The sequence below is a fragment of the Gluconobacter sp. ESL1110 genome, from assembly GCF_058107395.1.
This window is the reverse complement of the sequence record NZ_JBYLUK010000008.1, coordinates 430,770-453,226: the sequence shown is the minus strand read 5'-3', so window position 1 is coordinate 453,226 and position 22,457 is coordinate 430,770. Positions and strand designations below refer to the sequence as shown.

12 protein-coding genes and 4 pseudogenes are annotated in these 22,457 nt (G+C 48.6%); 11 read left to right on the top strand and 5 right to left on the bottom strand.

What is annotated here, in order from left to right; translation table 11 throughout:
- Nucleotides 1-83: 83 nt before the first annotated feature.
- Nucleotides 84-663: pseudogene (locus tag AC3B6F_RS10620) on the top strand (EamA family transporter); the annotation flags it as partial.
- Nucleotides 664-719: 56 nt separating this feature from the next.
- Here AC3B6F_RS10620 and AC3B6F_RS10615 read toward each other — a convergent pair.
- Nucleotides 720-773 (bottom strand): annotated as a pseudogene (locus AC3B6F_RS10615) (hypothetical protein); the annotation flags it as partial.
- 873 nt (nucleotides 774-1,646) lie between these two features.
- Between AC3B6F_RS10615 and AC3B6F_RS10610 the strand changes: the two are divergent.
- The 4 genes and pseudogenes from AC3B6F_RS10610 to AC3B6F_RS10595 all read left to right on the top strand — a co-directional run bounded on the left by AC3B6F_RS10610 (nucleotide 1,647) and on the right by AC3B6F_RS10595 (nucleotide 7,722).
- On the top strand, nucleotides 1,647-2,426 hold the full coding sequence (locus tag AC3B6F_RS10610) for an AraC family transcriptional regulator (protein WP_489824328.1): 780 nt from the start codon (nucleotides 1,647-1,649) through the stop codon (nucleotides 2,424-2,426).
- A 191-nt stretch (nucleotides 2,427-2,617) separates the two neighbouring features.
- Nucleotides 2,618-4,831 (top strand): TonB-dependent siderophore receptor, encoded by a 2,214-nt coding sequence (locus AC3B6F_RS10605; RefSeq protein WP_489824327.1) that lies wholly within the window; start codon nucleotides 2,618-2,620, stop codon nucleotides 4,829-4,831.
- Nucleotides 4,832-4,909: 78 nt separating this feature from the next.
- Nucleotides 4,910-5,565, top strand: a pseudogene (locus tag AC3B6F_RS10600) (IS5 family transposase).
- A gap of 99 nt (nucleotides 5,566-5,664) precedes the next feature.
- A complete protein-coding gene (locus AC3B6F_RS10595) occupies nucleotides 5,665-7,722 on the top strand; it encodes a phosphocholine-specific phospholipase C (protein WP_489824326.1) in 2,058 nt (685 codons plus the stop codon).
- Nucleotides 7,723-7,810: 88 nt separating this feature from the next.
- Here the strand turns inward: AC3B6F_RS10595 and AC3B6F_RS10590 are convergent, their stop codons facing one another.
- On the bottom strand, nucleotides 7,811-10,228 hold the full coding sequence (locus AC3B6F_RS10590) for a TonB-dependent receptor (protein ID WP_489824325.1): 2,418 nt from the start codon (nucleotides 10,226-10,228) through the stop codon (nucleotides 7,811-7,813).
- A 247-nt stretch (nucleotides 10,229-10,475) separates the two neighbouring features.
- Here AC3B6F_RS10590 and AC3B6F_RS10585 point away from each other — a divergent pair, with 247 nt between their 5' ends.
- Nucleotides 10,476-11,714, top strand: coding sequence for a YdcF family protein (locus tag AC3B6F_RS10585; RefSeq protein ID WP_489824324.1), 1,239 nt, complete (start codon nucleotides 10,476-10,478; stop codon nucleotides 11,712-11,714).
- A gap of 172 nt (nucleotides 11,715-11,886) precedes the next feature.
- On the opposite strand, the gene AC3B6F_RS10580 is transcribed toward AC3B6F_RS10585, so the two are convergent.
- From AC3B6F_RS10580 to AC3B6F_RS10570, 3 genes are all read right to left on the bottom strand, one after another.
- Nucleotides 11,887-14,277, bottom strand: a complete 2,391-nt coding sequence (locus tag AC3B6F_RS10580; protein WP_489824323.1) for a TonB-dependent siderophore receptor — start codon at nucleotides 14,275-14,277, stop codon at nucleotides 11,887-11,889.
- A 497-nt stretch (nucleotides 14,278-14,774) separates the two neighbouring features.
- Nucleotides 14,775-15,065: an MFS transporter gene (locus AC3B6F_RS10575; RefSeq protein ID WP_489824514.1), complete on the bottom strand. Its 291-nt coding sequence runs from the start codon at nucleotides 15,063-15,065 to the stop codon at nucleotides 14,775-14,777.
- A 151-nt stretch (nucleotides 15,066-15,216) separates the two neighbouring features.
- Nucleotides 15,217-16,296, bottom strand: a complete 1,080-nt coding sequence (locus AC3B6F_RS10570) for an IS5 family transposase (RefSeq protein ID WP_489823012.1) — start codon at nucleotides 16,294-16,296, stop codon at nucleotides 15,217-15,219.
- 115 nt (nucleotides 16,297-16,411) lie between these two features.
- Between AC3B6F_RS10570 and AC3B6F_RS10565 the strand changes: the two genes are divergently transcribed.
- From AC3B6F_RS10565 to AC3B6F_RS10545, 5 genes and pseudogenes are all read left to right on the top strand, one after another.
- Nucleotides 16,412-16,654, top strand: coding sequence for a hypothetical protein (locus tag AC3B6F_RS10565; RefSeq protein WP_489824322.1), 243 nt, complete (start codon nucleotides 16,412-16,414; stop codon nucleotides 16,652-16,654).
- Nucleotides 16,651-17,990 (top strand): annotated as a pseudogene (locus tag AC3B6F_RS10560) (autotransporter strand-loop-strand O-heptosyltransferase). The gene AC3B6F_RS10565 and the pseudogene AC3B6F_RS10560 overlap by 4 nt, the downstream one beginning before the upstream one ends.
- A 414-nt stretch (nucleotides 17,991-18,404) precedes the next feature.
- Nucleotides 18,405-19,388 (top strand): DUF1852 domain-containing protein, encoded by a 984-nt coding sequence (locus AC3B6F_RS10555; protein ID WP_489824321.1) that lies wholly within the window; start codon nucleotides 18,405-18,407, stop codon nucleotides 19,386-19,388.
- Between the two features lie 29 nt (nucleotides 19,389-19,417).
- Nucleotides 19,418-20,446, top strand: coding sequence for a methionine synthase (locus AC3B6F_RS10550; protein WP_489824320.1), 1,029 nt, complete (start codon nucleotides 19,418-19,420; stop codon nucleotides 20,444-20,446).
- A gap of 671 nt (nucleotides 20,447-21,117) precedes the next feature.
- Nucleotides 21,118-22,011 carry a LysR family transcriptional regulator gene (locus AC3B6F_RS10545; RefSeq protein WP_023941852.1) on the top strand — a complete coding sequence of 298 codons (894 nt, stop codon included), beginning with the start codon at nucleotides 21,118-21,120 and terminating at the stop codon, nucleotides 22,009-22,011.
- Nucleotides 22,012-22,457 lie beyond the last annotated feature (446 nt).

Sequence of the window (22,457 nt, the reverse complement as noted above, 5' to 3'; positions counted from 1 at the left end):
GTCTTTGAATAAATATATTCCGGATAAATAACAAACCATTCTTGGGTATGAAGATTACTCGTGATTCTGGCCAGCCGTGCGGCATGATCATGGTTGTTGTGGCGGTAACCCGGCTTCTTCTCGCAGAGCAGCAGATATTATCCTACACGCAGTCTTTGTCTCTGGTTCTGCTCTCCATCCCTTTGTTGAATGAGAAACCCTCTTTAACGCACTGTATTGCGGTGCTTATTGGTTTCTGTGGCGTATTGCTTGTTGCGTTGGGAAGAAATGTAGAATTAGTCGCTCCGGACGTCATCATTCCCCATTGGGTGTATCTGCTTGCTGTCGCACAAGGCGTGGTCGACGCGTTGACGGCCATGCAGATCCGGCAGCTTTCTGCCACGGAGTCTAGTACGACCATTGCGATCTGGCAGGCCATCCTCATGACGGTGGCAACTTTGGTGGCGTTGCCGTTCATTTGGGGTTTCTCCCGGAATAGCGGATCTGCTGTGCCTTATCGCCGTTGAGGCATTTGCCGGGATTGCCCAGATCCTCCAGACAGAAGCCTTTGCCTCGGCTCAGGTCTCGGCCGTTGGGCCTTTTTCGTACACTGGTTTGCTTTGGGCGGCTCTGATTGGCTGGCTTGGCTTTGGTGAACTGCCGGGTGTGACGCTGTTGCTCGGCGCACGACGCAAGGCAATAGCGCGTTGTAACGCTGTCGTGGCAATGTCTGTGATCATACGGGCTCCAAGGCTACAGCCGATGACTCTTCGTGAGACGAGGTCCAGGATCACACCCAGGTAAAGCCAGCCTTCGGGTGTCCAGAGGTATGTGACGTGCGCTGTCTATTTCTGATTGACGGCTGGTGTTGAAAAATTTTTCCCCAGCAGGTTGGGTTCAATGGCATGGTTGCGAACGCTGTTGGTTGTCGCCTTGAAGCGTCGCATCCTGACAACATGAATGCCATTCTCTCACATCAGACGTCCAATGCGATGATGCCCAGCAGAAAAGCCACGAATTCAGAGCATCATCCTCCTTTCTGCTGACACAGATCGGACGACGTCGTCACACTCCCAAACCTCGGTCTCTGAAACCAAATAGCTGGCAATTCCTTCTCCTCCTTCAGCAGGAGGTTTTCACGGCGTAACCTCTCGCTCTCACGCAACAGTGCTGTATGATCCGTTGTGTCAGCGACACACAGTATCAAGCTTCTGACTATCGCGGATCCATGTCTTCAACGTTGAAGATTCAATACCCAGATCCTGGGAAATACGCTCATGCGCCAGACTGCTGCCCAGAGCCAGACGCATCACTCTGCGTCGGAATTCTTTCTTGTCAACATGTCCTATTCCAATTCGCCTTCAGGACTATCTTCGGTTTCAAAAGTCCGGAACTAAACCGTGACATTTCCAGATTAGTCCTCACAGAATCTCCCTCTGTTCAACAGGTTTCAGAGGTGCATATGTCGTGTTGCCCCTATTTTGCGTAAAACCTGCATGGCAATTCCTGGCTTTCTTCTACAGATCCTACTGATACAAAAATCGACTTGGTAAGCCTGAAAGTGGTGTGTAATACCTCGGCTACGAGGGGAAAAAAATGAATGGAGCACCGGACGTGGTCATCATGCCGGATATCTCTTGAAGAAAAACCAATTAGATCAGGGTGTTATGAAGAGGACGGCGGACCTGCCAGTTTGTCCGCCTCCGGTCGTGGGGTTTGCGGATCGTTATGTAGACGGTTTTGTGGACCCATATCACAGACATGATCGCGCCCAGCTTTCGCTGTTTCTTGGAGGAACGGTAACGGTCAGTGCTCTGGGCCAGAGCTTCGTGCTGGGCGCCGGGCAGGGACTGTGGCTTCCCGCTAACACCCTCCATCAGGCGGAGTGTCGCACGAATCTCACATTTCAGGTGGTTTATGTCGATCCGGGTATGAGCGAGACCGCGGACCTTCCCTGCAAGATGTTTGCTGTCTCGTCTCTCATGCGCGGGCTTGTGGATGAGATTATCGCCATGCAATACGAATTTGTCATGGATGAGCGTATGACAGCCATTGCGCAGCTTCTGATTGATGAAATTCGCCGTGCGGCTCCCATTATGAACCGGCTGATTTTTCCTTCTGATCAGCGTCTGTTACGTGTGTGTATGGCCATTGTCGCGCAGCCCGGAGACTGCCGGGACATCGACCACTGGGCACGTGAATCGGGTATGGCCAGACGGACCTTTACAAGACTCTTCCATCAGGAAATGGGTATGGGTTTTGCTGCATGGCGTCGTCGTGTCCGGGTGATCGAAGCAACGTCCCGTCTCGCCGCCGGGCAGCCTATCTCCGAAGTAGCATTCGAACTGGGTTACGAGAATGCTGGCAGTTTCAGCACCATGTTTCATCGGACGTTCGGAATGTCTCCTCGTGCCCTGCGGGCGACCACGCTAACACCAGTTCCGTAACTTCCGGCCGTCCTTCCGACAACTTCCGTTATCGTCGATCAGGCAGATTTTGTTTGCGTTCGGGCCAATGGCTTTCGCATCGGTTGATGACACCTGCGAATATGACTATGAGCGCAATTAAGAGTTATTCTCAAAAAAATAGACCGCCGACCCTCTGGGTGCAGAAGCCGGTAACGACACATGGGTGGGGTATGCAGCGTAACAGAATCATCTACACGAGCCTTTTTTTGGTCGTCCTGAGCGATACGGCTTTCGCAGCCGATCAGGAAAAGATGCCCGATACGGATCGGCGTCCCGAAGCAACCGTGACGGCGCGGGCCGCTCCAAAAGCCTTGGAAACACACGCAAAGGATGTCGAGCAGATCAAGGTCCGCGGCCATCTCGCGTCAACCGTTGCCTCATCGGCTACCAAATCGAGCACACCTCTTGTCGAGACTGCGCAGTCCGTGACGGTCATCACCCGTGACGAGATGGATGCCCGCGGTGTGCTGAACCTCAATCAGGCCGTTCGCTATGCTGCGGGTGTGACTGCAGATACACGCGGCGGGGAAGGGACGCGCTATGATCTTTTCGATCTGCGCGGATTTACGGTTCCAACCTTTCTGGATGGGTTGAAATTTCAGGACAGTCCGACAGGTTTTGCGGTGGCCCAGACCGATACCTTCCGGCTCGATCGCGTGGAGCTTCTCAAAGGACCGGCGTCTGCACTTTACGGACAATCTAGCCCCGGCGGCCTGACGGCCATGTCTAGCAAGCTGCCGACGGACCAACGGTTCTATGGCGGCGTAACTACGACAGGCGGTATGTTCGATCTTTATCGTGTTGATGCGGACGTGGGGGGCTTTGCTACGAATGACGGAATGATCCGTTATCGTGTGTATGGGACTATCAATGGGCAGCACACGCAACTGAGCAGGACTGGAAGCCGGCGTTTCAGCATCAGTCCGTCCTTTACGTTCGGCGGAGACGGACCAACGACACTGACACTGCTTGGGAACTACCAGTATGATCCGGAGAACGGCTCTTATGGAGGTGTTCCACTGATCGGCTCTCTCAAGCGGGCGTCCTACGGGTATCTACCGCGCAATTTCTATGACGGGGATGTATCGGCAGAGAAATTCAACCGTCGTCAGGGTGCCATTACTTATATTCTAAACCACCGCTTCAATGATGACTGGAGTTTCAGTACGCGCGGCCGTTATGATGATATCAGGACGATCTATCGCAGTGTCTATAACAACGGATATTATGACAGCGATGACGGCACCAGTGGTCAGATGCTGTCCCGCTCCGCTTATGGTACGCAGGAGCATACCTATAATCTGGCCTTTGACAGCCAGTTCAAGGGGAATGTCCGCACGGGTCCGCTGCGCCATGCGTTGATGTTCGGCTTTGACTACATGCAACAGAAGGCGAACGATACGGAATCCTATGGCGATGCGCCGGATCTGGACGTGTTGCATCCCGATTATCACATGGCCATTTCCGATCTGACGCCTTATCTGCGTTATGTTACGAAATCCCATCAGGCAGGCGCATATGGGCAGGACGAGATCCGCTGGAAGCGTCTGATTCTGACGGGTAGTATCCGTAATGACTGGTACCGGTCCAGACAGGACGAATATTTCGAGCAGTCGAATACCAGGCAGAGCGCAAGCCAGATCACTTGGCGCGCTTCAGGTCTGTATCATTTCGATTTCGGTCTTTCACCCTATATCAGCTACTCGACGTCTTTTCAGCCACAGTCCGGTACGGTATCGAATGACGGAGGGGCAACACTGCGTCAGGCTCATCCGTCCATCGGAAAGCAGCTTGAAGGTGGCCTTAAATACCAGATCCCCGGTACGTCCGTCCTTTTTACTGCGGCAGGCTTTCATATCGAGCAAAGCAACGTGCTCGTCTCCGTTGCCAATACTGGGTATAGTTTGCAAAGCGGGCTTGTTCATTCGGATGGTTTCGAGTTTGAAGCGCATGTCCAGCCATTCCATAATCTGATGGTCACAGCGGCAGTCAGTTTCCAGAAGGTCAAGGATGATTCAACTGGAAAGCCTCTGATCCAGTCTGGCAAGGGGAACGCCTCCCTGTTTGCTTTCTATACGATGCCTTCCGGCCCGCTCAAAGGATTCGGTTTTGGCGGCGGTATGCGTTATTCGAACAAGACTTATGGTGGCGAAGCGACGTATGGAAGTGTCTGGCTTCCGCAATACGCTCTTTTCGATGCATCCGTGGCTTATGATCTGAAAAACATGTCTCATTCCCTGCGTGGCTGGAAAATGTCTGCAAGTGTAAGAAACCTGTTTGATAAAAATTATATTGCGAACTGCTTCGCTTACGGCGCTGATGGGCAATACTGCTATTATGGTGAACGCCGGAACGCTCAGGCCAGTATAGGATATAGCTGGTAAAGTTGATATTAGGCTAGGTTCAGAACCTATTGATATGGGCGGCAGGATGTAATTCAGGCTTCCTTGAAGAGCCTGAAGATGAGTGACCTGTATGGTTGACGGGCGAGCAGATGGTCCGTCTGCCGCCCTTTTTCCCGAAGAGCCATGGCAAACCTCGCGTTGATGACCGTCGTGTGTTGAGCGGGATCATTTTCGTGAACAGAAATGGTCTGCGCGGGCGTGATGCCCCTGGGAATATAGATGGTTCGGCCGCTGGAAAGACAGAGCCCTAGACGATCATAATTAATGCGACCTCTCTCAAAGTACGTCGCACGACTACGAGCCTGCAGTTGAAAAAAGGGGTTCCGGGCCGCCTGATTAGGGGCGCTAAAGGCGGGATGAATACGAAGCTACATGCCGTCACTGACAGGAACGGATGTCCGCTCGACTTCTTCATGACAACAGGCCAGATCAGTGATTACACCGGTGCAGCTGCCCTTCTGAACAGTCTGCCACCAGCCGAATGAATGCTGGCAGACCGGGGCTATGACGCTTGCTGGTTCAGGGAGGCCTTGGAGGAAAAAGGGATAAAGCCCTGTATTCCTGGCTGAAAATCTCGTGGCAAACCGGTCAAATACGACAAATTGAAATACAAAAGATGCAATCGTATCGAGATCATGTTCGGCAGGCTCAAAGACTGGAGAAGGGTCGCAACACGCTATGACAGATGCCCGACCGTCTTGTTCTGGCTATGAGGCCTGAGCCTGAGTTGATCTTTATAACTAAATAAAAAATTCACATTAGTCCGTAGAAAATTCAATAAAATCTGAAAAATTCTATTGGAAAAAAAGCGTATGTCTCAAGATCGTCGTACATTTTTAAAGTTTATGGGAACTGGTTTTGCTACAACTGCTTTACAAGGCAGTATTCGAAAAGCAATGGCGTTGCCAGCCAATAACAGGGCAAGATCCATTAAGGATGTGGAACACATTGTCATCCTGATGCAGGAAAATCGTTCTTTCGATCATTATTACGGTGCTCTTTCAGGTGTTCGGGGTTTCGGGGATCCACGCACAGCACGGCTACCCAATGGAAATCCGGTTTGGCGGCAACGGCATGGAGATGGAGAGCTACTTCCTTTCAGGCCTAAACAGGAAAATCTAGGTTTAAGCTTTATTGGAGATACACCTCACGATTGGAACACGACACACCGTGCTTGGAATGAAGGACGATGGGATGATTGGATCGCGCATAAAACCGCTTCGACGATGATTCATTTTAATCGGACAGATATTCCCTTTCATTACGCTCTTGCAGACGCATTTACCATCTGTGATGCTTATCATTGCTCTGTCATGGGACCTACATATCCCAATCGCAACTATATGTTCACCGGATGGACTGGTAACGACGGTAAAGGACATGGGCCTCAACTGGAAACTGATGCATTGGTCTGTGATTGGCCAACCTATCCAGAACGGCTGGAAGCAGCAGGCATATCTTGGAAAATCTATCAGGATATTGGTTCGGGACTGACTGCGGAAAATAACTGGGGAGATGACTCGGATCATTATATTGGTAATTCTGCCAACAACACGCTTCTTCGGTTTGTTAAATATCAGACTGCTCTTCCTCAAGAAGCTCTTGCTTTGAAGGCTCGCACAGGGACTAACATAGCTGTTTCAGGAACTCTGTTTGATGATCTGCAAAGGGACGTCACCGGTGGGACACTGCCTCAAGTTTCCTGGTTGATGTGTCCCAATGCGTATGATGAACATCCGAACTGGCCAGCTAATTATGGTGCTTGGTTCATTTCACGCGTCATCGATACTCTAACTTCCAACCCCGACGTCTGGAGCCGTACGGCTCTTTTTCTTACCTATGATGAAAATGATGGTTTTTTTGATCATGTTATTCCTCCTGTGCCACCCATAAGCGCCGCTCATGGTCAATCTACCATTCCTGTTGATCATGAGATTTTTGCTGGGAGTGCTACCCATGATGCCGGTCCCTATGGGTTGGGTCCGCGAGTGCCAATGCTGGTTATCTCGCCATGGAGTAAGGGAGGGTGGGTTAATTCAGAGGTTTTTGATCATACATCTCTGATTCAGTTTATTGAGCGTCGCTTTAGTGACGAGCATCCCAAGTTAATTGAAGCACAGATCACGCCTTGGCGTCGCGCCGTGTGTGGCGATCTCACATCTGCTTTTGATTTTTCAAGCCCGAACAGCTCTTCGTTATACCTTCCTTCTACGGCGTCTTATGAGCCGCCAGATCATGTTACTCACACCAATTCGGTGGTAAAATTACCCATCGAACAGATCATGCCACGTCAGGAAGTCGGTATACGACGGGCACGGGCATTGCCTTATGATCTTCATGTTACGACATGGATTCTACCGTCAGAGGCTCGTCTGAAAATCAAATTTCACAATTCAGGAAACGCTGCAGCTGTTTTTCATGTTCGCGATCAGTCGGGGGGAACGCCCCCGAAGTTTTATACCGTTGAGCCGGGTAAAAACCTTGAAGATCACTGGTCAATATCGAAGTCTGATCATTATGATATCGATATTTATGGTCCAAATGGATTCTTTCGTCAGTTTTCGGGACAAGTGACGAACCAGACAGAAGCCGCTAGGCTGACAAGTATGTCCAAACCCACATCACAACGCTTACTTCTGTCTCTCGACGCCTCGATTACAAATTTTTCAGTGGAAAATAGGTATAATCATTGCAAGACATCACATACCCTGAACTCCGCCCCTGCCCAGATCGAAATTGACACGACAGAAACCCACGGTTGGTATGATATAACCGTAAGAGGCAATGGCATGATCTGGCGTCTTGGAGGGCACATTGAAAATGGAAATCCGAGCATGACTGACCCCGCAATTGCCCAAGAGACTGTCTGAAGCAATCAAGAACCCGAAAGCATTTAATTGCTTCCGGGTTCTTGATCTGAATAATTTACCTACTCAATCAGAGTGGGCGTATTCGGAATTAGAAGTCTGCTGAGAGGCTTACAACAGCGGTGAATGCTGAGCCAACCACGTAGCTTGGTGTGGATGCGTTAACAGTGTTTCCAAAAATACCTTTCTGCTTCACAGCAGTCAGCCCGAATCCGCTAATCGATGACAGGTAATTTACTCCTCCCATATTGACGAGATTTAGCATGATTTTTGGATGAATTCGCGTATTGAAAGATGGGAGGGTTCGACCAAGATTAAGGTCGGCAGTCATGTACCCAGGAATTTTCTGATCGTTCATTAAGGTTGAGTACTGGGGGCCCTGATATCGTAGATTAAAGTTCCCGAAATAAATCCCGTCATCATACGTCAGGCCAATAGCACCGCTCCATTTCGGTGCGCCGGGTTCCTGCTTTCCTTTTGTTGGAAGATAATCTGTCCCAGCATCAACATTATTGCCAATTCGGGTATGTAGAAACTGTCCAGATGCGTAAGCACTAATGTGATGCCACGGCCGCGTTCCGATTTCTCCTTGGAATCCCCAAGCTTCTTCACCGCCCGCAGCAATCTGGGTGCTGATAAGGACACTTGTTCCAGGTAGATAGGATGAACTGCCGATCTGATGATTGGTCAGATTATAGTGGAACCACGATGCAGAGACATTGATAGGTCCACTATGACGGTAGCCAACTTCTTCTCCAATGAAGTATTCAGCGCCCAGATTTTTTGAAGGTGTGCTGGAAGGCGTTGCAGACGTCATTGAAAACTGTGGAACGTAGGGGCTCCAACCGGATGGCAACCTGTAGGATGTCGTTGCATTCATGTAGACTTGATCGTTCTTGGTAATGTGATAGCTGGTAAGTAACTGAGGCGTAGGTTCAAAATAATTTTTGCCAGCTTTGTAAGGATCAGCACCAGGGAGATTCTGTGTTGCACTGACGGAGGCCATGGAGGCTTTGAAACCGGCGTCAATCAGAAGCTTATCACCAAACAGGGTCAGCTTATCATCCAATCCGAGTGCGTTGACCTGCTGAACCGTGTTTTCCTGATAACCTGTAATGGCTACACCATTAACAGTTAGATACTTTTGGTTGTAGCTCCAGTCTCCAGACGAAGATAAAGCATATTGATGCTGATATTCCGTATGATTTCCATAAGAATACCAATAAAATAGTGAAAGTGTGTTGTGGCGTGTTTTCCAGTCAAGATTAGTTGTGAAACCACTGGTGTTCTGTTTCCAGGGATGTACGCTTTCGACGGTGACTTTTCCTGATTGCCCTTCATATCCATCCAAGGTGCCATACTGCTGAGTGCCAAGATAACCACCTGCAATGGGAATGGTTGATCCGTAATTGTTGGGGCCTCTTTGGAACGTCGTATAGGGCTCTATATGAAGTGTCAGCTCATCGGATAATTTAAAATCATTGTGCATTGCGCCGAATATTACATTAGTAAATCTTTCATTTATTTTGTAGTAACTTGTGTCTCCAGTAGTGTATGTTCCACTATAATTAAAACTTGTTCCATACTTCTTCCACTGTGCGAGGCTTGGATTTCTGTAAATATTCTGATGTGAACGGGTGTAGCCAAAAACGATATCTGTGCTGCTTTCTGGGGCCCATCGCTTCTCAACGTTAGCATCTACGTGGTAACGCTCGATTTTTCCGGGACCTCTCCATACATTGGCAGCAGAGTGAGAAAAAGAGGCAAATGCACGAACGTCGCTGTGGCCAATCTCACCTGTGTTTAAGCGAAGAAACTGCTTTTGCAAGCTGTGTGTTCCACCTGATAGGTCAATATATCCTCCAAATTTATCGGTGGGACGGATCTCCTGCATCGAAACTATCGCTCCGTCCGCATTATAAAGAGGTGCTGTCAGGTCAACGGATCCCTGCGTCACTTTGACAGAAGCAAGGTTTTCATTGTCCACCATGGATGTCGCCCATGGCGCATAACTGAATGCATCGGAAACAGGTACGCCTTCGAAGAGAAAGCCGATTTGGGACTGATCGAGGCCCCGGATGTGCATGGTTTCAGTTTCTGTGTTGATAGGCCCTTCGTTGCCGGCCTGAACACCAGGTAAACTGGCAATTAGTTGTGTTGGAGAGATCGTGGGAACCTGTTTGGAAATATAAGCGCGTGATACTTCGCTGACAGAGACGGGGGCTGTTTGTCTGACCAAAAGCCCACCCCCAACATTATGCTGTTGCGCGTGAATGCTGAATTCTTCTGCTTTGGATTGCGATTCAATTTGGTTTGCAGGAGAGGGGTGGCTGCGGGGTGTCCCTTCTTTTGTCTGGAGGGTAGCTTTATGATGTGGCTGCGTCTTCTTGGGGAGTGCTGCCAAAGCATTTCCATCAAGAACGGTGAGACCACATGTCACCATGATACAGGAGGAAAGAAGCCGTCGTCGGAAAAGGCTATGAAAAGCCTTGGAGTGCTTAGTGGTCATTGTTATCCTGAAGAGACCGCTGCCTCGGTGTGAAAGCGTCATGGATACCCACGACATCGTCCGTCATGAGCGGGCAACCTTTTACGGGAGGTGTAAATTTCTGTGTGTGATGCTTTTATGATGGTCTTGTGATGCTTTGTTGAAATCCACCGTGTGTATCAAGGAGTGGGTTTCAATGTGTCGTCTGGTCTCGTAGGTTTCCTGAATTATTATAAATTAACGAACGATTTTGTTGGAGATGCCTGATTTGAAACGATATTTTCTTCAAGCATTCAAACCTGCGTTAGCTTTATCGGGTGCGTTATTTTTTCTGGTTCTTTTTGTTCTTACGGGTGCCTATCTGACAGTCGCCTCGCCTGTGCAACCATCTCTTGATCACGATATTAAAATTCAAGAGTTACAAGAGAAAATATTTCCTCGGCTCATGACTGTTATGAGGGATGCAGCGTGGAAGAAAGAAGTGTTTTCCACTCCAGATATTATCACTTTATCTCATGAGCGTCTTCAAAGGTTAAGCGATAATTCAAACTGTAAACCACATCCAGTTTGTATCGTCCATTTATGGGAAATTACTTCACATGAGCGAGAAGTTTTTGGTATCGTTTTGCACAGACTCTCTCAGCACTACCGGCGACAATATGACGAAATTCAATGGAACCGAGACGCGGATGCCATTAATTATATTTTTTCTGTTTATGGTGAGGGTCATGCCCCTCACTATCCAAAAATTGATTCTGCTTCTATCGATGTAACGGCAGAGTATTTTTCTAACCTTATTTCTGGAATGCAAGCTAATATTCTGAAAAACTCACTCCAGAGTAGTAACAAAATTGATCCTTTTTTTAAGGATGCTATCGCGAATTCAATCTTTCTTCTCGACGGAAATGATAGAATGGACGCCATTCATTTCTCTGGTTTGTGGAATAACTGGAATGCTCCAGCACTGAATTTCGCGCGCCATCTGAGTTGGAAAAGCTATCCTTATACCGCTATCATTGTTCCTGGGGAAGGTCCTGAAGACCCACGTACGCAACTCTCAGCGTTAGGAAAATTTCGTCTTAAACTGGCTGTTGAGAGCTTCAATCAAAGATTGGCTCCCTTTATAATTGTTTCCGGTGGAGCAGTGCATCCTGCTCATACGGATTTCGTAGAAGCCGCTCAAATGAGGCACTTTCTGATTGAGCGGTTTCATATTCCTGAAAGAAGCATTGTTACTGAGCCTTATGCGCGTCACACCACAACAAACCTGCGCAATGCTTCGCGAGACCTGCAAATTCTGGGGTCTCCAAAGAATAGACCTGCGCTTATAGTGACAGATCAGGGCCAAAGTGCTTATATCTCAAGCCCTGTTTTTTTTAGCCGAAATATGACCGAACTGAGGTGTGAACCAGGAATAGTTGGTCAAAGAATCACGCAATTTTTGACGATTTTCATTCCTAATGAAGATTGCAATAAGGTTGACCCTTGGGATCCATTAGATCCATAAATAATAAAAGAAGGGGGAGATCCGTATAATTCAAATTATATATAAATAATTGTATGAAATTTTATAATTTAGATAATAAATTTATCTTTCACTGACGTGAGATTTTTTTGAAAAAGCACTACTCCATAGTAAGGTAGTGCTTTTTATACAACCTGTGACGCTATAGTTTGTATTAATAATGGCCACGGATTGTGAAACTGAAAGTACGGGGTTCGCCAAAAATCATACCATCGTAGAAGCCCGCCTGTCGCACGTAGGTTTTGTCCGTCAGGTTGGTGATATTGCCAGCCACGTCGAGCCATTTGGTCAGACGGTAGCGGGCCATAAGATTGATGAGTGTGTAACCACCAACACGCAGGTTGGAATTGTCATATTTCCTGTTTCCTAGAGGGCGTCCCGGATTGGTTGCCCATTCCGTATTCGTCTGGCTGGAAATGCCGCCGCCAATGGTCAGGTGATGCAGGGCGCCTGGGAATGTATAGCTTGTTGTCAGGCGCACCAAATGATGCGGATCCTGTCTATAGCTCAGACCTTTTTCATACAGGTAGCTGTAACCGAAGAAGACATTCCATCCCGGCAACAGTTCACCTGATGCATCAAGGTCAATGCCTTCGGTTTTGACCCCATTGATAGAGCGATAAATGGATTCGCCTGTCGTTGTATTGGTGGCACCTGTCGCCTCTGCCACATTGCTTTGTCTATTCAGGTAAAAAGCAAGAGACGCGTTCAGGCGCTGTTTGAAAAAGGATCCTTTCAAGCCTGTTTCGTAGCTTTTGCCCATAACGGGGCTGAGGGGTTGGTTATTGGCATCTCTGAGATTGGATTGAGGCGTGTAGATATTGGTGTAACTGCCATAGATCGACATGGTCTTGGTGAAATCATACACCATTCCTGCATAAGGTGTCAGGACAGCGTTCTGGCGCCCTGTGCCTGTCGCGCCAGAATACTGGTTCTGTGTATTGTAGGTTCCGCTATACGCTTCATAGGTGCTGACCCTTCCTCCGAGGATCAGGGAAAGGCCTTTGGCGAGAATGAAACGTCCAGATGCATAGGCGCCGTAGTTGCGCGTTACATCGACTTCTCTGGCTTTGGTCCGATGCGTCGTAAAATTCGGGTATGCGCCATCCCAGGTCTGCCAATTGGCTACAGGAAGGCCAGCCGCACGGTACTGACAGCCAGAATACGGCGTGACGCCGAGAATACTGCAATTTCCGAGCGCTTTGCTGAAGGTGTATTGCGTCAGTTCGTCATTATATCCGTTAAAACCGAAAATGATCTGATGTTCATGTCCAAAAAAATGCATTGGACCGGAGATATGCACGTCCGCATTGTCGCGTGCGTCAGCATATTCTGCGTGAAGGGCATTGAGGTAGGCGCCTGTACCGTCCTGATTCCAGAAACCGGCATAGCCTCCAACATTTCTTGCTGCATTGTTGATTTTAGCAACGCCAAGATTGTTATAGGAACTGCCTTGCGTCCGCATGTAGCCGACCTTAAGGTGCCAGCCGGCGGAGAAATCATGGTCATAATTGATGAAAGCCGTGTACTGGTCACGCGTGGCCTGACTCCAATCCGCCACCGGATTGGTGCTGCGGGGCAGGTGTGTTTTGGTGCCATCTGCATACCAGATAGGAACGTTGGTGCCCCATGAAGCTCCGTCATTGCGGGTTCGTTCATACTGAAAACCGAAGTTTATCGTATCTCGTGTAGAGAGATCCGCAGCGAAATTGGCAAGTGCGCCAAGACGGTTGACGTGTTCACGAACGCGGAATGTGTCTGTGTCATCCCATGTGAAAACATATCGACTACGAATCGTACCAGAATGGTTCAGCGGGGTGTTAAGATCCGCCATTACGCGGTGCTCATTCCAGTTTCCCAACCGGAGTAAACCATTGGCGGAGAACTCTTTGGTCGGAGTTTTCCGCTGAAGATAGATGGTTGCGGAAGGGTCACCTGTTCCGCCCAGGAGGCCGTTGGCACCCCGGACGATCTGAACATTCTCATACAGGTCCATATTCATGGATGATCCAACACCTCCAAAACTGGTGGTGGCATCGATCTGCATACCATCGATTTTGTAGTTGGTGATGTTGAAACCACGAGCACGATAGGTTGTGCGGCCAGCATTGTCGTTGGCGTAAGACGTGACACCGGGTGTTGTGTTCAGGACGTCATCAAGACTGTTGATCTGTTGGTCGTCCATGATCTGTCGGGTCATGACGGTTACGGTCTGAGGGGTTTCGCGCAGACTGAGCGGGAGTCCCGTGGAGGCACTTGTTGAAGGTGCGGTATAACTTCCTCGTTCCCATCTCTGAGAATGAACAATGATATTTTCGGCTGTCTGAACGGTTTTGGCAGATGCTGCCGTGGCATGATCTTTTTCTGAACGCTTTCTTCTTGTCGTATTTTTCTTTTTTGTATCAACCGGTTTTTGAGTTTTTTCCAAGTCTGAAGATTTCTTTTTTATGTCTTCGGCGTGGGTAGGGATAGGAACAACCGTTGCTAGGAATGTGGAAGCCAGAAGAGTGGTTATGGCGTAACGCGTTAAAGGGCGGAGGTTCACGTCGGCAGTTCCAAATGAGGTTGATTCAAATGATAATCATTATCATTTAAGGCTAGATAGCAGTGTGCTTTTGCAATGAAAAGAAACGGAGTTATTACAAATGATTTCTTGACGTGAATTGTATTGATAAAAATCCTAGTCCGGAAGCTGATCTTGATGAGGAGGGAGGAAGTCGGCTTCGTTTGTTCGGACAGTTTTGTGAATTGGATAAGTTCTACCCTGTTGAGGTTGTCTCTCTTCAAGATGGTGCTGGAATGATTGTCAGGTACTTGGCCGTGCGTATGGAGGCTTTGGCAGCATGAGGTTTCTCTGCATCTTGCCGGTTGTACCACGCTACGTCGTTTATGATGGGAGTGATGTTTCGAATTGATTTTGTGAGGAAGTTTGAGCAGGGTTTCGCGACCCGTCATTTCACTAAAACGCAACGATTCACTGGTTTTATGCCCGAAATGGGCTTGCAGATACGGTCATCTGGTCGAAACTCTGCTGGCTTTGCCTCAAGATCTAACAGATCCTAGTGCACCTTTACGGGGCCATAAGACAATTAATCCAAATTGTAAGCATGCTGCCACAAGAGGCAAACCTAAAAATCCGTCTGAAATCCATTTTTGTGTATTGATGGAGAAAACAGCCTTATCTGCTGTATAGTGTCCGTATGAAAGTAAACACGCCAGTATAAACCCAGTTATGCCCATTGAAAATTTTGTAACGAGCGTATTTAATGAATAAGCTATCCCTGTAGTGTTGACGCCTGTTTTCTTTAGGCCATCATCAATCGCACTTGACAGGAGTGTAAAGTATAGAGGTGGAGGGATCGAAGAACCATCAATTGATGTGCTTGGCCCGTGATTTCTGGGTTTTGGCGATTTGATTGACGGTTCTTTGGGGCGTTTTCTGTTTGCGTTTTGAGCAGATCGAGTGCTGTTTCCCGCTGGATGACTACGCGCTCGCGCTCAATCGTTCGAGGAAGAGAAAGCGGCGCATGTTGTAGACAATATTGGCCAGTCCGATCCTCATGGTGGCCCGGGTGATACCGACAGTTCGGATGAACAGTCCCGTCTGCGATTTCTGATCGGCAAAGACATGCTCGACACGAGATCGGATCACAGACTTTCCTGCATTGGATCTCTGGATATGCCGGGGCATCGGTTTGAGATGCGGTTTTTTTCTGTGAACCTTCGAAACAAATCCCTGCTTTTCCATGAAGTCTTCATTGGCTTTGGAGCGATACGCCGTGTCTGCCCAGACGCTTGAGGCCGTATTGGTGTTATCCAACAGCCCTTCTCGCAATCGCGCACCATCACTGGCGGCGGCATCTGTCGTCTTCCATTTCCGGATGAACCGGAACTTCCTGTCGATGGAGACATGGGACTTGTAGCCAAAGAACGGAATGGCCAGATCCGTTGTGGGGATCGTCCCGTCATCCTGACGCTTCGCCTTCGTGAACTTCAGTGTCCATCGTGCATGACGATCCTTATGCGACAGCTTTGCCGGCTTGTCCTGCCAGTCTTCGGGGGTACGTCCTGCCCGGAGGTCGGCTTTCTCAGCGTTCGTATTGCGCTGCTTTGGAGCGGCTACCAATGTTGCATCCAGGATCTGGCCCGACATCGGCAGATAGCCCGCGTTCCGCAGGGTCGCGTCAAACCGGTCAAACAGTCTTTCAATGGCCCCCGCCTGGGTCAGGCGTTCACGGAACAGCCAGACCGTTTTGGCATCAGGCACACGGTCCGACAGCCTCAGACCTAAAAAGCGCATGAAAGAGAGGCGGTCGTTGATCAGATATTCCGTCCGTTCATCAGACAAATTGTTCAGCGTCTGGATCACCAGGATCTTGAACATCAGTACCGGATCAAACGGCGGACGCCCGCCTTTACTGCCGTCTGAATAGGCCAAAGCCTGCTCCAGATCAGGGCGGAACACTTCAAAATCCACTGTCCGGGAGAACGCTTCGAGCTGATCGCCAAGCCCGCTCAAACGGGCAAGCCGCTCTTCAACATCAAAGAAACCAAGCTGTTTCATAGCGGCATTCCCTCAACCAAAACCAAAGAAAGGGAATCACATAGAAAGCATCAAAAACAGAGAGTTTTTCGAACCCTCCAGCTGGCTCGCCTGGTGCGTAGGCACAACGCCTGTCGTGCTTATCAGTGGTTTTACCCGACCGGAAAATGAATTCTCTACGCCATATCGCGTCATAAACTGGCATGCCTGCAACGGCTGCTCAAACGATATTCGCTGCGTTCTCGATACCTCCAATTACCTCTGGTGCCCGCGCCATGAGGGGACACCCAGACAGTTCGAGTGCTCCAAACTGATCGCCCCAGAACAGGTCATGGACATTATCAAGACAATTCCCAACCTTCTGGAGGTTACGCCATGACCGACCCAAAGGCGGCCGACATCTTCAAATCCATTCTGCAGGTTGGCAAAATTCCTGATTCAGCAGGCCCTGCGCCCAGTTTGAAAGACGCTGATCAAAACAAGGCGAATGAAAGTTCAGCTTCGTCGGGTGATGCGGACAATCAAGGCGGTATTCTGACTGCTGCTGCCATACCCACACAGGAGGGACCGGAAGGAATCAGATATGATTTCAATATTGGATTGCGTGTTCAGGTTCCGGAAGGAAAATGGCGCGTACGCTTCTTTGATCTTGATACCGAAACGGTTTTTTTCGATGGAGAAGGAAGCAAATGCACTTTTGGCAGCCGAAAAAAACACTATCTGAGGGCAAAAATAGAAGTATTCCGGGACGGGGTGCTCATTTTTTCTCATATTTATGATGCTACCGATCGACCTGTCGCTATCTTGATGCCGGGCGGAACCATTGGTGATAGCATTGCATGGTTCACCTACGCGGCTCGCTTCAAAAAACAACATGGATGCAAACTTGTTGTTGTTCTCGCAGATCAGATGAAGGAACTTCTGGAGCCATCCTATCCAGATATCACTTTCATTCTTAGAAAAGATTATCTCTTAAAAAACAACGAATACTACGCAACGTATCATCTTGGCCTGTTCTTTGAGGATGAAGATAATTCCTGGCAGCCGGCAGATTTCCGGATGGTCGGACTTCATCGCACTGCAGGATATATCCTTGGTGTTTCTCCCGAGGAAGAACGTCCACAACTTGTTATTTCAGGTCAAAGGCCAATCGAGGAGCCATATGTTGTCATTGCGACGCAGGCAAGTTCCCAGTGCAAATACTGGAACAATCCCGAAGGATGGCATGATGTCATAGAATTCCTCAAACGATCCGGTTATCGTGTTGTTTGTATCGATAAAGATATGGTCTGGGGACAAGGCCTACACTGGAACCAGATTCCGAATGGATGCGAAGATCAAACTGGTGCTCGCCCTCTCTCTCGGAACGCGCCAACTGGCTCAAGCATGCGGAATTTTTTGTTGGTCTCTCAAGCGGGTTAAGCTGGCTTGCTTGGGCTGCAGGAACACCTGTTGTGATGATTTCCGGTTTTACCCATCCGACGAATGAGTTCGAAACGCCGTATAGGGTCTTCAACACTCATGTATGTAATAGTTGCTGGCACGATATTCGTCATCCCTTCGAACACAGCAATTTTCTTTTCTGTCCTCGCCACAAAGACACCCCCCGACAGTTCGAGTGTACACGGCATATTAGTTCGGGCCATGTGATTGCCGCCATTGAGGAAGCAATATCCCATATTTGCATAGAAGCAGACGTCAAAGCCAGAACATGACGGGTGTAGCGAGGCAAATGGCTAGGAAGAAAACGGTCTGGCATTTGTGATCGCGTGTTGCGACATGCCTTCCGTCCTTGAGGCGTCAATCAGGCGATTTGAAATTTTTTTAGCCGTAGGATCGAAATCGTGTGATGTGCCGCGAGGGAGGGCGTATCAATTATGACGGTCTGTGGATCTGCTCCCCAAGTGTTAAAGCTAGAATTTTCTGGACGTAGATATGTATGCATGAATTTCATGTTTTTATGAAATAAAATCATTTTTTCTCACTAATCCTCTCGGGCATAACAGCATCCAACGCGTCTCAACATAACCGGCCTGAAAATCGCCGATTGGAAGCTGCACACACGTAAAATTCTCCATAGGTTCACAGCCTGATCTGGGGAATTTTTGCCCGAGCAAGGTGAAACAGGAATGTCTGCCAAATTTACGTTCTCGATCAAGAAAACCCGGTTTGATGAAGACTACACGCCTTCAGACGAAACACGCCTGACAACCAATTTCGCCAATCTAGCCAGAGGTGAACACCGGCAGGAAAATCTACAGAAAGTCTTGCAGATGATTGATAACCGTTTCAACTCCCTTGCACACTGGGATAACCCGAAAGCAGATCGTTATTCTGTTAATCTTGATATTATTTCTATTGAAATGACAATCAATACGGGTGAAAGACCAGATGTCTTTCCACTTATAGAAATTCTCAATACGACCATTATTGATAGAATTAAAAACGAACAGATCCCGGGTATTACCGGAAATAGTTTTTCTTCTTATGTTCGTGATTACGATTTCAGTATTTTTCTCCCGGAACACAATCAGGGGCGCTTTGAGTTTCAGGTTCCCGATCATTATGGAGATCTGCATGGCAATCTGTTCAAATCGGCGATCCATTCGGACGCTTACAAAGCTCTGTTTGGCAAGAACCCTGTCATCTGTCTGAGCGTTTCTAGTAATAGAAGCTACCATCGGACAGAAAACCATCATCCGGTTTTGGGTACCGAATATGAACAGCGAGAGTTTTCTCTGACCGATCAGTATTTCGGGAAAATGGGCATGCAGGTTCGGTATTTCATGCCTGCTTTTGCCAGCGCTCCTTTGGCGTTCTATTTTATCGGCGATCTTCTGTCGGACTATTCCGATCTGGAACTGATCAGCACAATCAGCACGATGGAATCTTTCCAGAAGATCTATCGTCCTGAAATCTACAATGCCAACTCCCCAGCGTCCGACTGCTATCAGCCGAGCCTGACGCATCAGGATTATTCACTGACCAGGATCGTTTATGACCGTGAGGAGCGTAGCAGGCTGGCCGTTGAACAGGGAAAGTTTACGGAAGAACGCTTTATCAAGCCGTATCAGGATCTGCTTGAGCAGTGGTCTGTCCAGTTTCCTGTCTGATCCATCAAAAACACCAAGGCCGAATGATCATGAAAACACTTCTCCCGACCTCGACCGCCGGCAGTCTCCCAAAGCCTTCATGGCTCGCAAAGCCGGAAACGCTTTGGTCTCCTTGGAAACTGCAGGGTGAGGAACTTGTCGAAGGCAAGCAGGATGCCCTTCGTCTGACACTGGACAATCAGGACCGTGCCGGCATTGATATCGTCAGCGATGGCGAGCAGACACGCCAGCATTTCGTTACAACGTTTATCGAGCATCTGAGCGGCGTCGATTTCGAGAAACGTCAGACTGTCAAAATCCGCAATCGCTACGACGCAAGCGTCCCGTCCGTTGTGGGTGCTGTATCGCGCGAAAAGCCTGTCTTCGTCGAAGATGCCAGGTTTCTGCGCAAACTTACGAAGAAGTCGATCAAATGGGCTCTTCCTGGTCCCATGACCATGATCGATACCCTGCATGACGCGCATTACAAGAGTCGAGAAAAACTAGCTTGGGAATTTGCCGGAATCCTGAACCAGGAAGCTCGCGAACTTGAAGCCGCTGGTGTCGATATCATTCAGTTCGATGAACCTGCCTTCAACGTTTTCTTTGATGAAGTGAATGACTGGGGCATTGCGACTCTGGAAAAGGCTATTGAAGGCCTGAAGTGCGAAACAGCCGTTCATATCTGTTATGGCTACGGGATCAAGGCGAATATCGACTGGAAAAATACTCTGGGCTCGGAATGGAGACAGTATGAGGAGATTTTCCCCAAGCTGCAGCAGTCGAACATCGATCTTATCTCGCTGGAGTGTCAGAACTCGCGCGTTCCGATGGATCTCATCGAACTCATCCGTGGCAAGAAAGTGATGGTCGGCGCCATCGACGTAGCTACCAGTACTGTTGAAACCCCCGAAGAAGTCGCCAGCACCTTGCGGAAAGCTCTACAGTTTGTCGATGTAGACAAACTGTATCCGTCGACCAATTGCGGAATGACGCCGCTGTCCCGGCAGGTCGCAACAGGAAAATTGAACGCTCTGAGCGCAGGGGCTGCAATTGTTCGGAAAGAACTCTCTGCTTAATTGTTTGAGTTTTCGCTTTAAGCAAGAGGTACGCTGTGTGCGTGTAGTAACGTGAAGAGTAAAATTTCTCCACGTTCTCGAGATTTCTAGCGACTTCAGTAGATCTGGGGCAGCTTACTGCGCAGTAAAGTGCCAGCGGAAAGCAGCCTCAATTTTTGATAATTTTTATAGCCACCGGTTGGAGTTTATCCTCTTTTTTCAGCGAGTGTGCCCAGAATTAGCACAGCACGAGTTTTTGAACCGCTTTGGGCGTAAGAAGGCTGCGGCAGATTTGGTAAATAGTTATAAACAAGATTTTTGAGATATTCAGTCATTCTGATCGAGAGAATACCGGTATCAAGAAGGGCTTTGAAGCGGCGTAATCGCTTTCTGATCTTCGGGCTCTTATGCCTCGCCCTCATATGATGATTTGTGAAAACGTCGAGGAAGCGGAGGATGTTTTTTGATGCGGGACGTGGACGATATTTTGGTAGAAGAAAATAATTAAGGCTTACTTCCATCGTTATATTCTGAAAGATATTCGTCAAGTCTTCCTATCAGATGGCGGTGACATGCTCTTAACTGGTAATCGGACGTATGGAAATTTCATCTCAGAGGCAGGTTTTAAATAATGAATATAAATGATAATTTGCAATAATTGTATGAATTCAATGCATACCATTTGGTGAGACATGGCCATTCTCGAACGCAATCATCTGATGATCATCCAGGAAGTAGCCCGGGAAGGATCGCTCACAGCTGCGGGAGCACGGTTGAATCTGACACAGCCTGCTCTTAGCCATGCTGTCCGCAAGATTGAGACTCAGCTCGGTGTGAAGATATGGCGACGGGAGGGGCGGTCCTTGGTTCTCACGCAGGCCGGCCAGTGGCTTCTCTCCCTTGCGGACCGTCTACTTCCCCAATTTTCTCTCGCGGAAGAGCGGCTGGAACAGTTTGCTAACGGCGAACGGGGTATTCTCAGGATCGGGATGGAGTGTCATCCCTGTTATCAATGGCTACTCAACGTTGTTTCGCCTTACCTTGAGCGTTGGCCGAAAGTGGATGTCGATGTTCGTCAGAAGTTCCAGTTTGGCGGGATTGGGGCATTGTTGAGTAATGAAATCGATATTCTTGTAACCCCTGACCCTCTTTATAAGCCGGGTCTCATTTTTACTCCTGTTTTTGATTATGAACTTGTTCTTGTTGTAGGAAGTTCTCACAAACTTCATGGTTTGACATTTATTACGCCCGAACAACTGGCAGATGAAACGCTTATTACCTACCCGGTTCCTGCTGAAAGGTTGGATATCTATACCCAGTTTCTTCAGCCTGCTGGTATTGCCCCACGTCAGCAAAAGCAGATCGAAACTACCGATATCATGCTGGTGATGGTCGCGCATGGTAGAGGTATTGCAGTTCTTCCGCGCTGGCTGGTCGAAGAATATGCATCACGTTTTGATTTGCATTCCATGAGGATTGGTAAACGTGGAATTGCTAAACAGATTTTTCTGGGGCGCCGCGAAGCAGATGAGGATCTGCAATATCTCAAGGATTTTGTACACTTTGCCGCTGATCCGCAGGGATGATGTAAGCGTTATGTTTCAAAAGCTCAATGCGTTTTAGCTGCTCACAGCAGGTGATTTTATGACTATGTCTGGCGAAATCCTCTTCCGACATGTGGATTAGCGTCGTAATCCTCGTAGGCGATAAAGGCTTTGGGATAGACGTCATCGAACAAGAGTTGTGCTTCAGTGACTGTTGTCCTTTACTCGGGCGTCTAGGAAGGCATCGCAGTCTTTCTCACAGCATCGACAATGACAGGGATTTTGATGGTCAGTCCGCCATGCTATCGCCCGATGACCTGATCCACGTCTCTGACCTTTTCAAATAGGCGTTGCCAGACACGAACTGCGAGCATCGAATGAACGCCTGTGAGGCAATCCACAAGAGACTAAACTCAGATGACATGGCACGCCATTTCGTGCCGTTCTGATGGTGCCAGGAAATCGCAGATATCGTCTGTTGAAGGAGC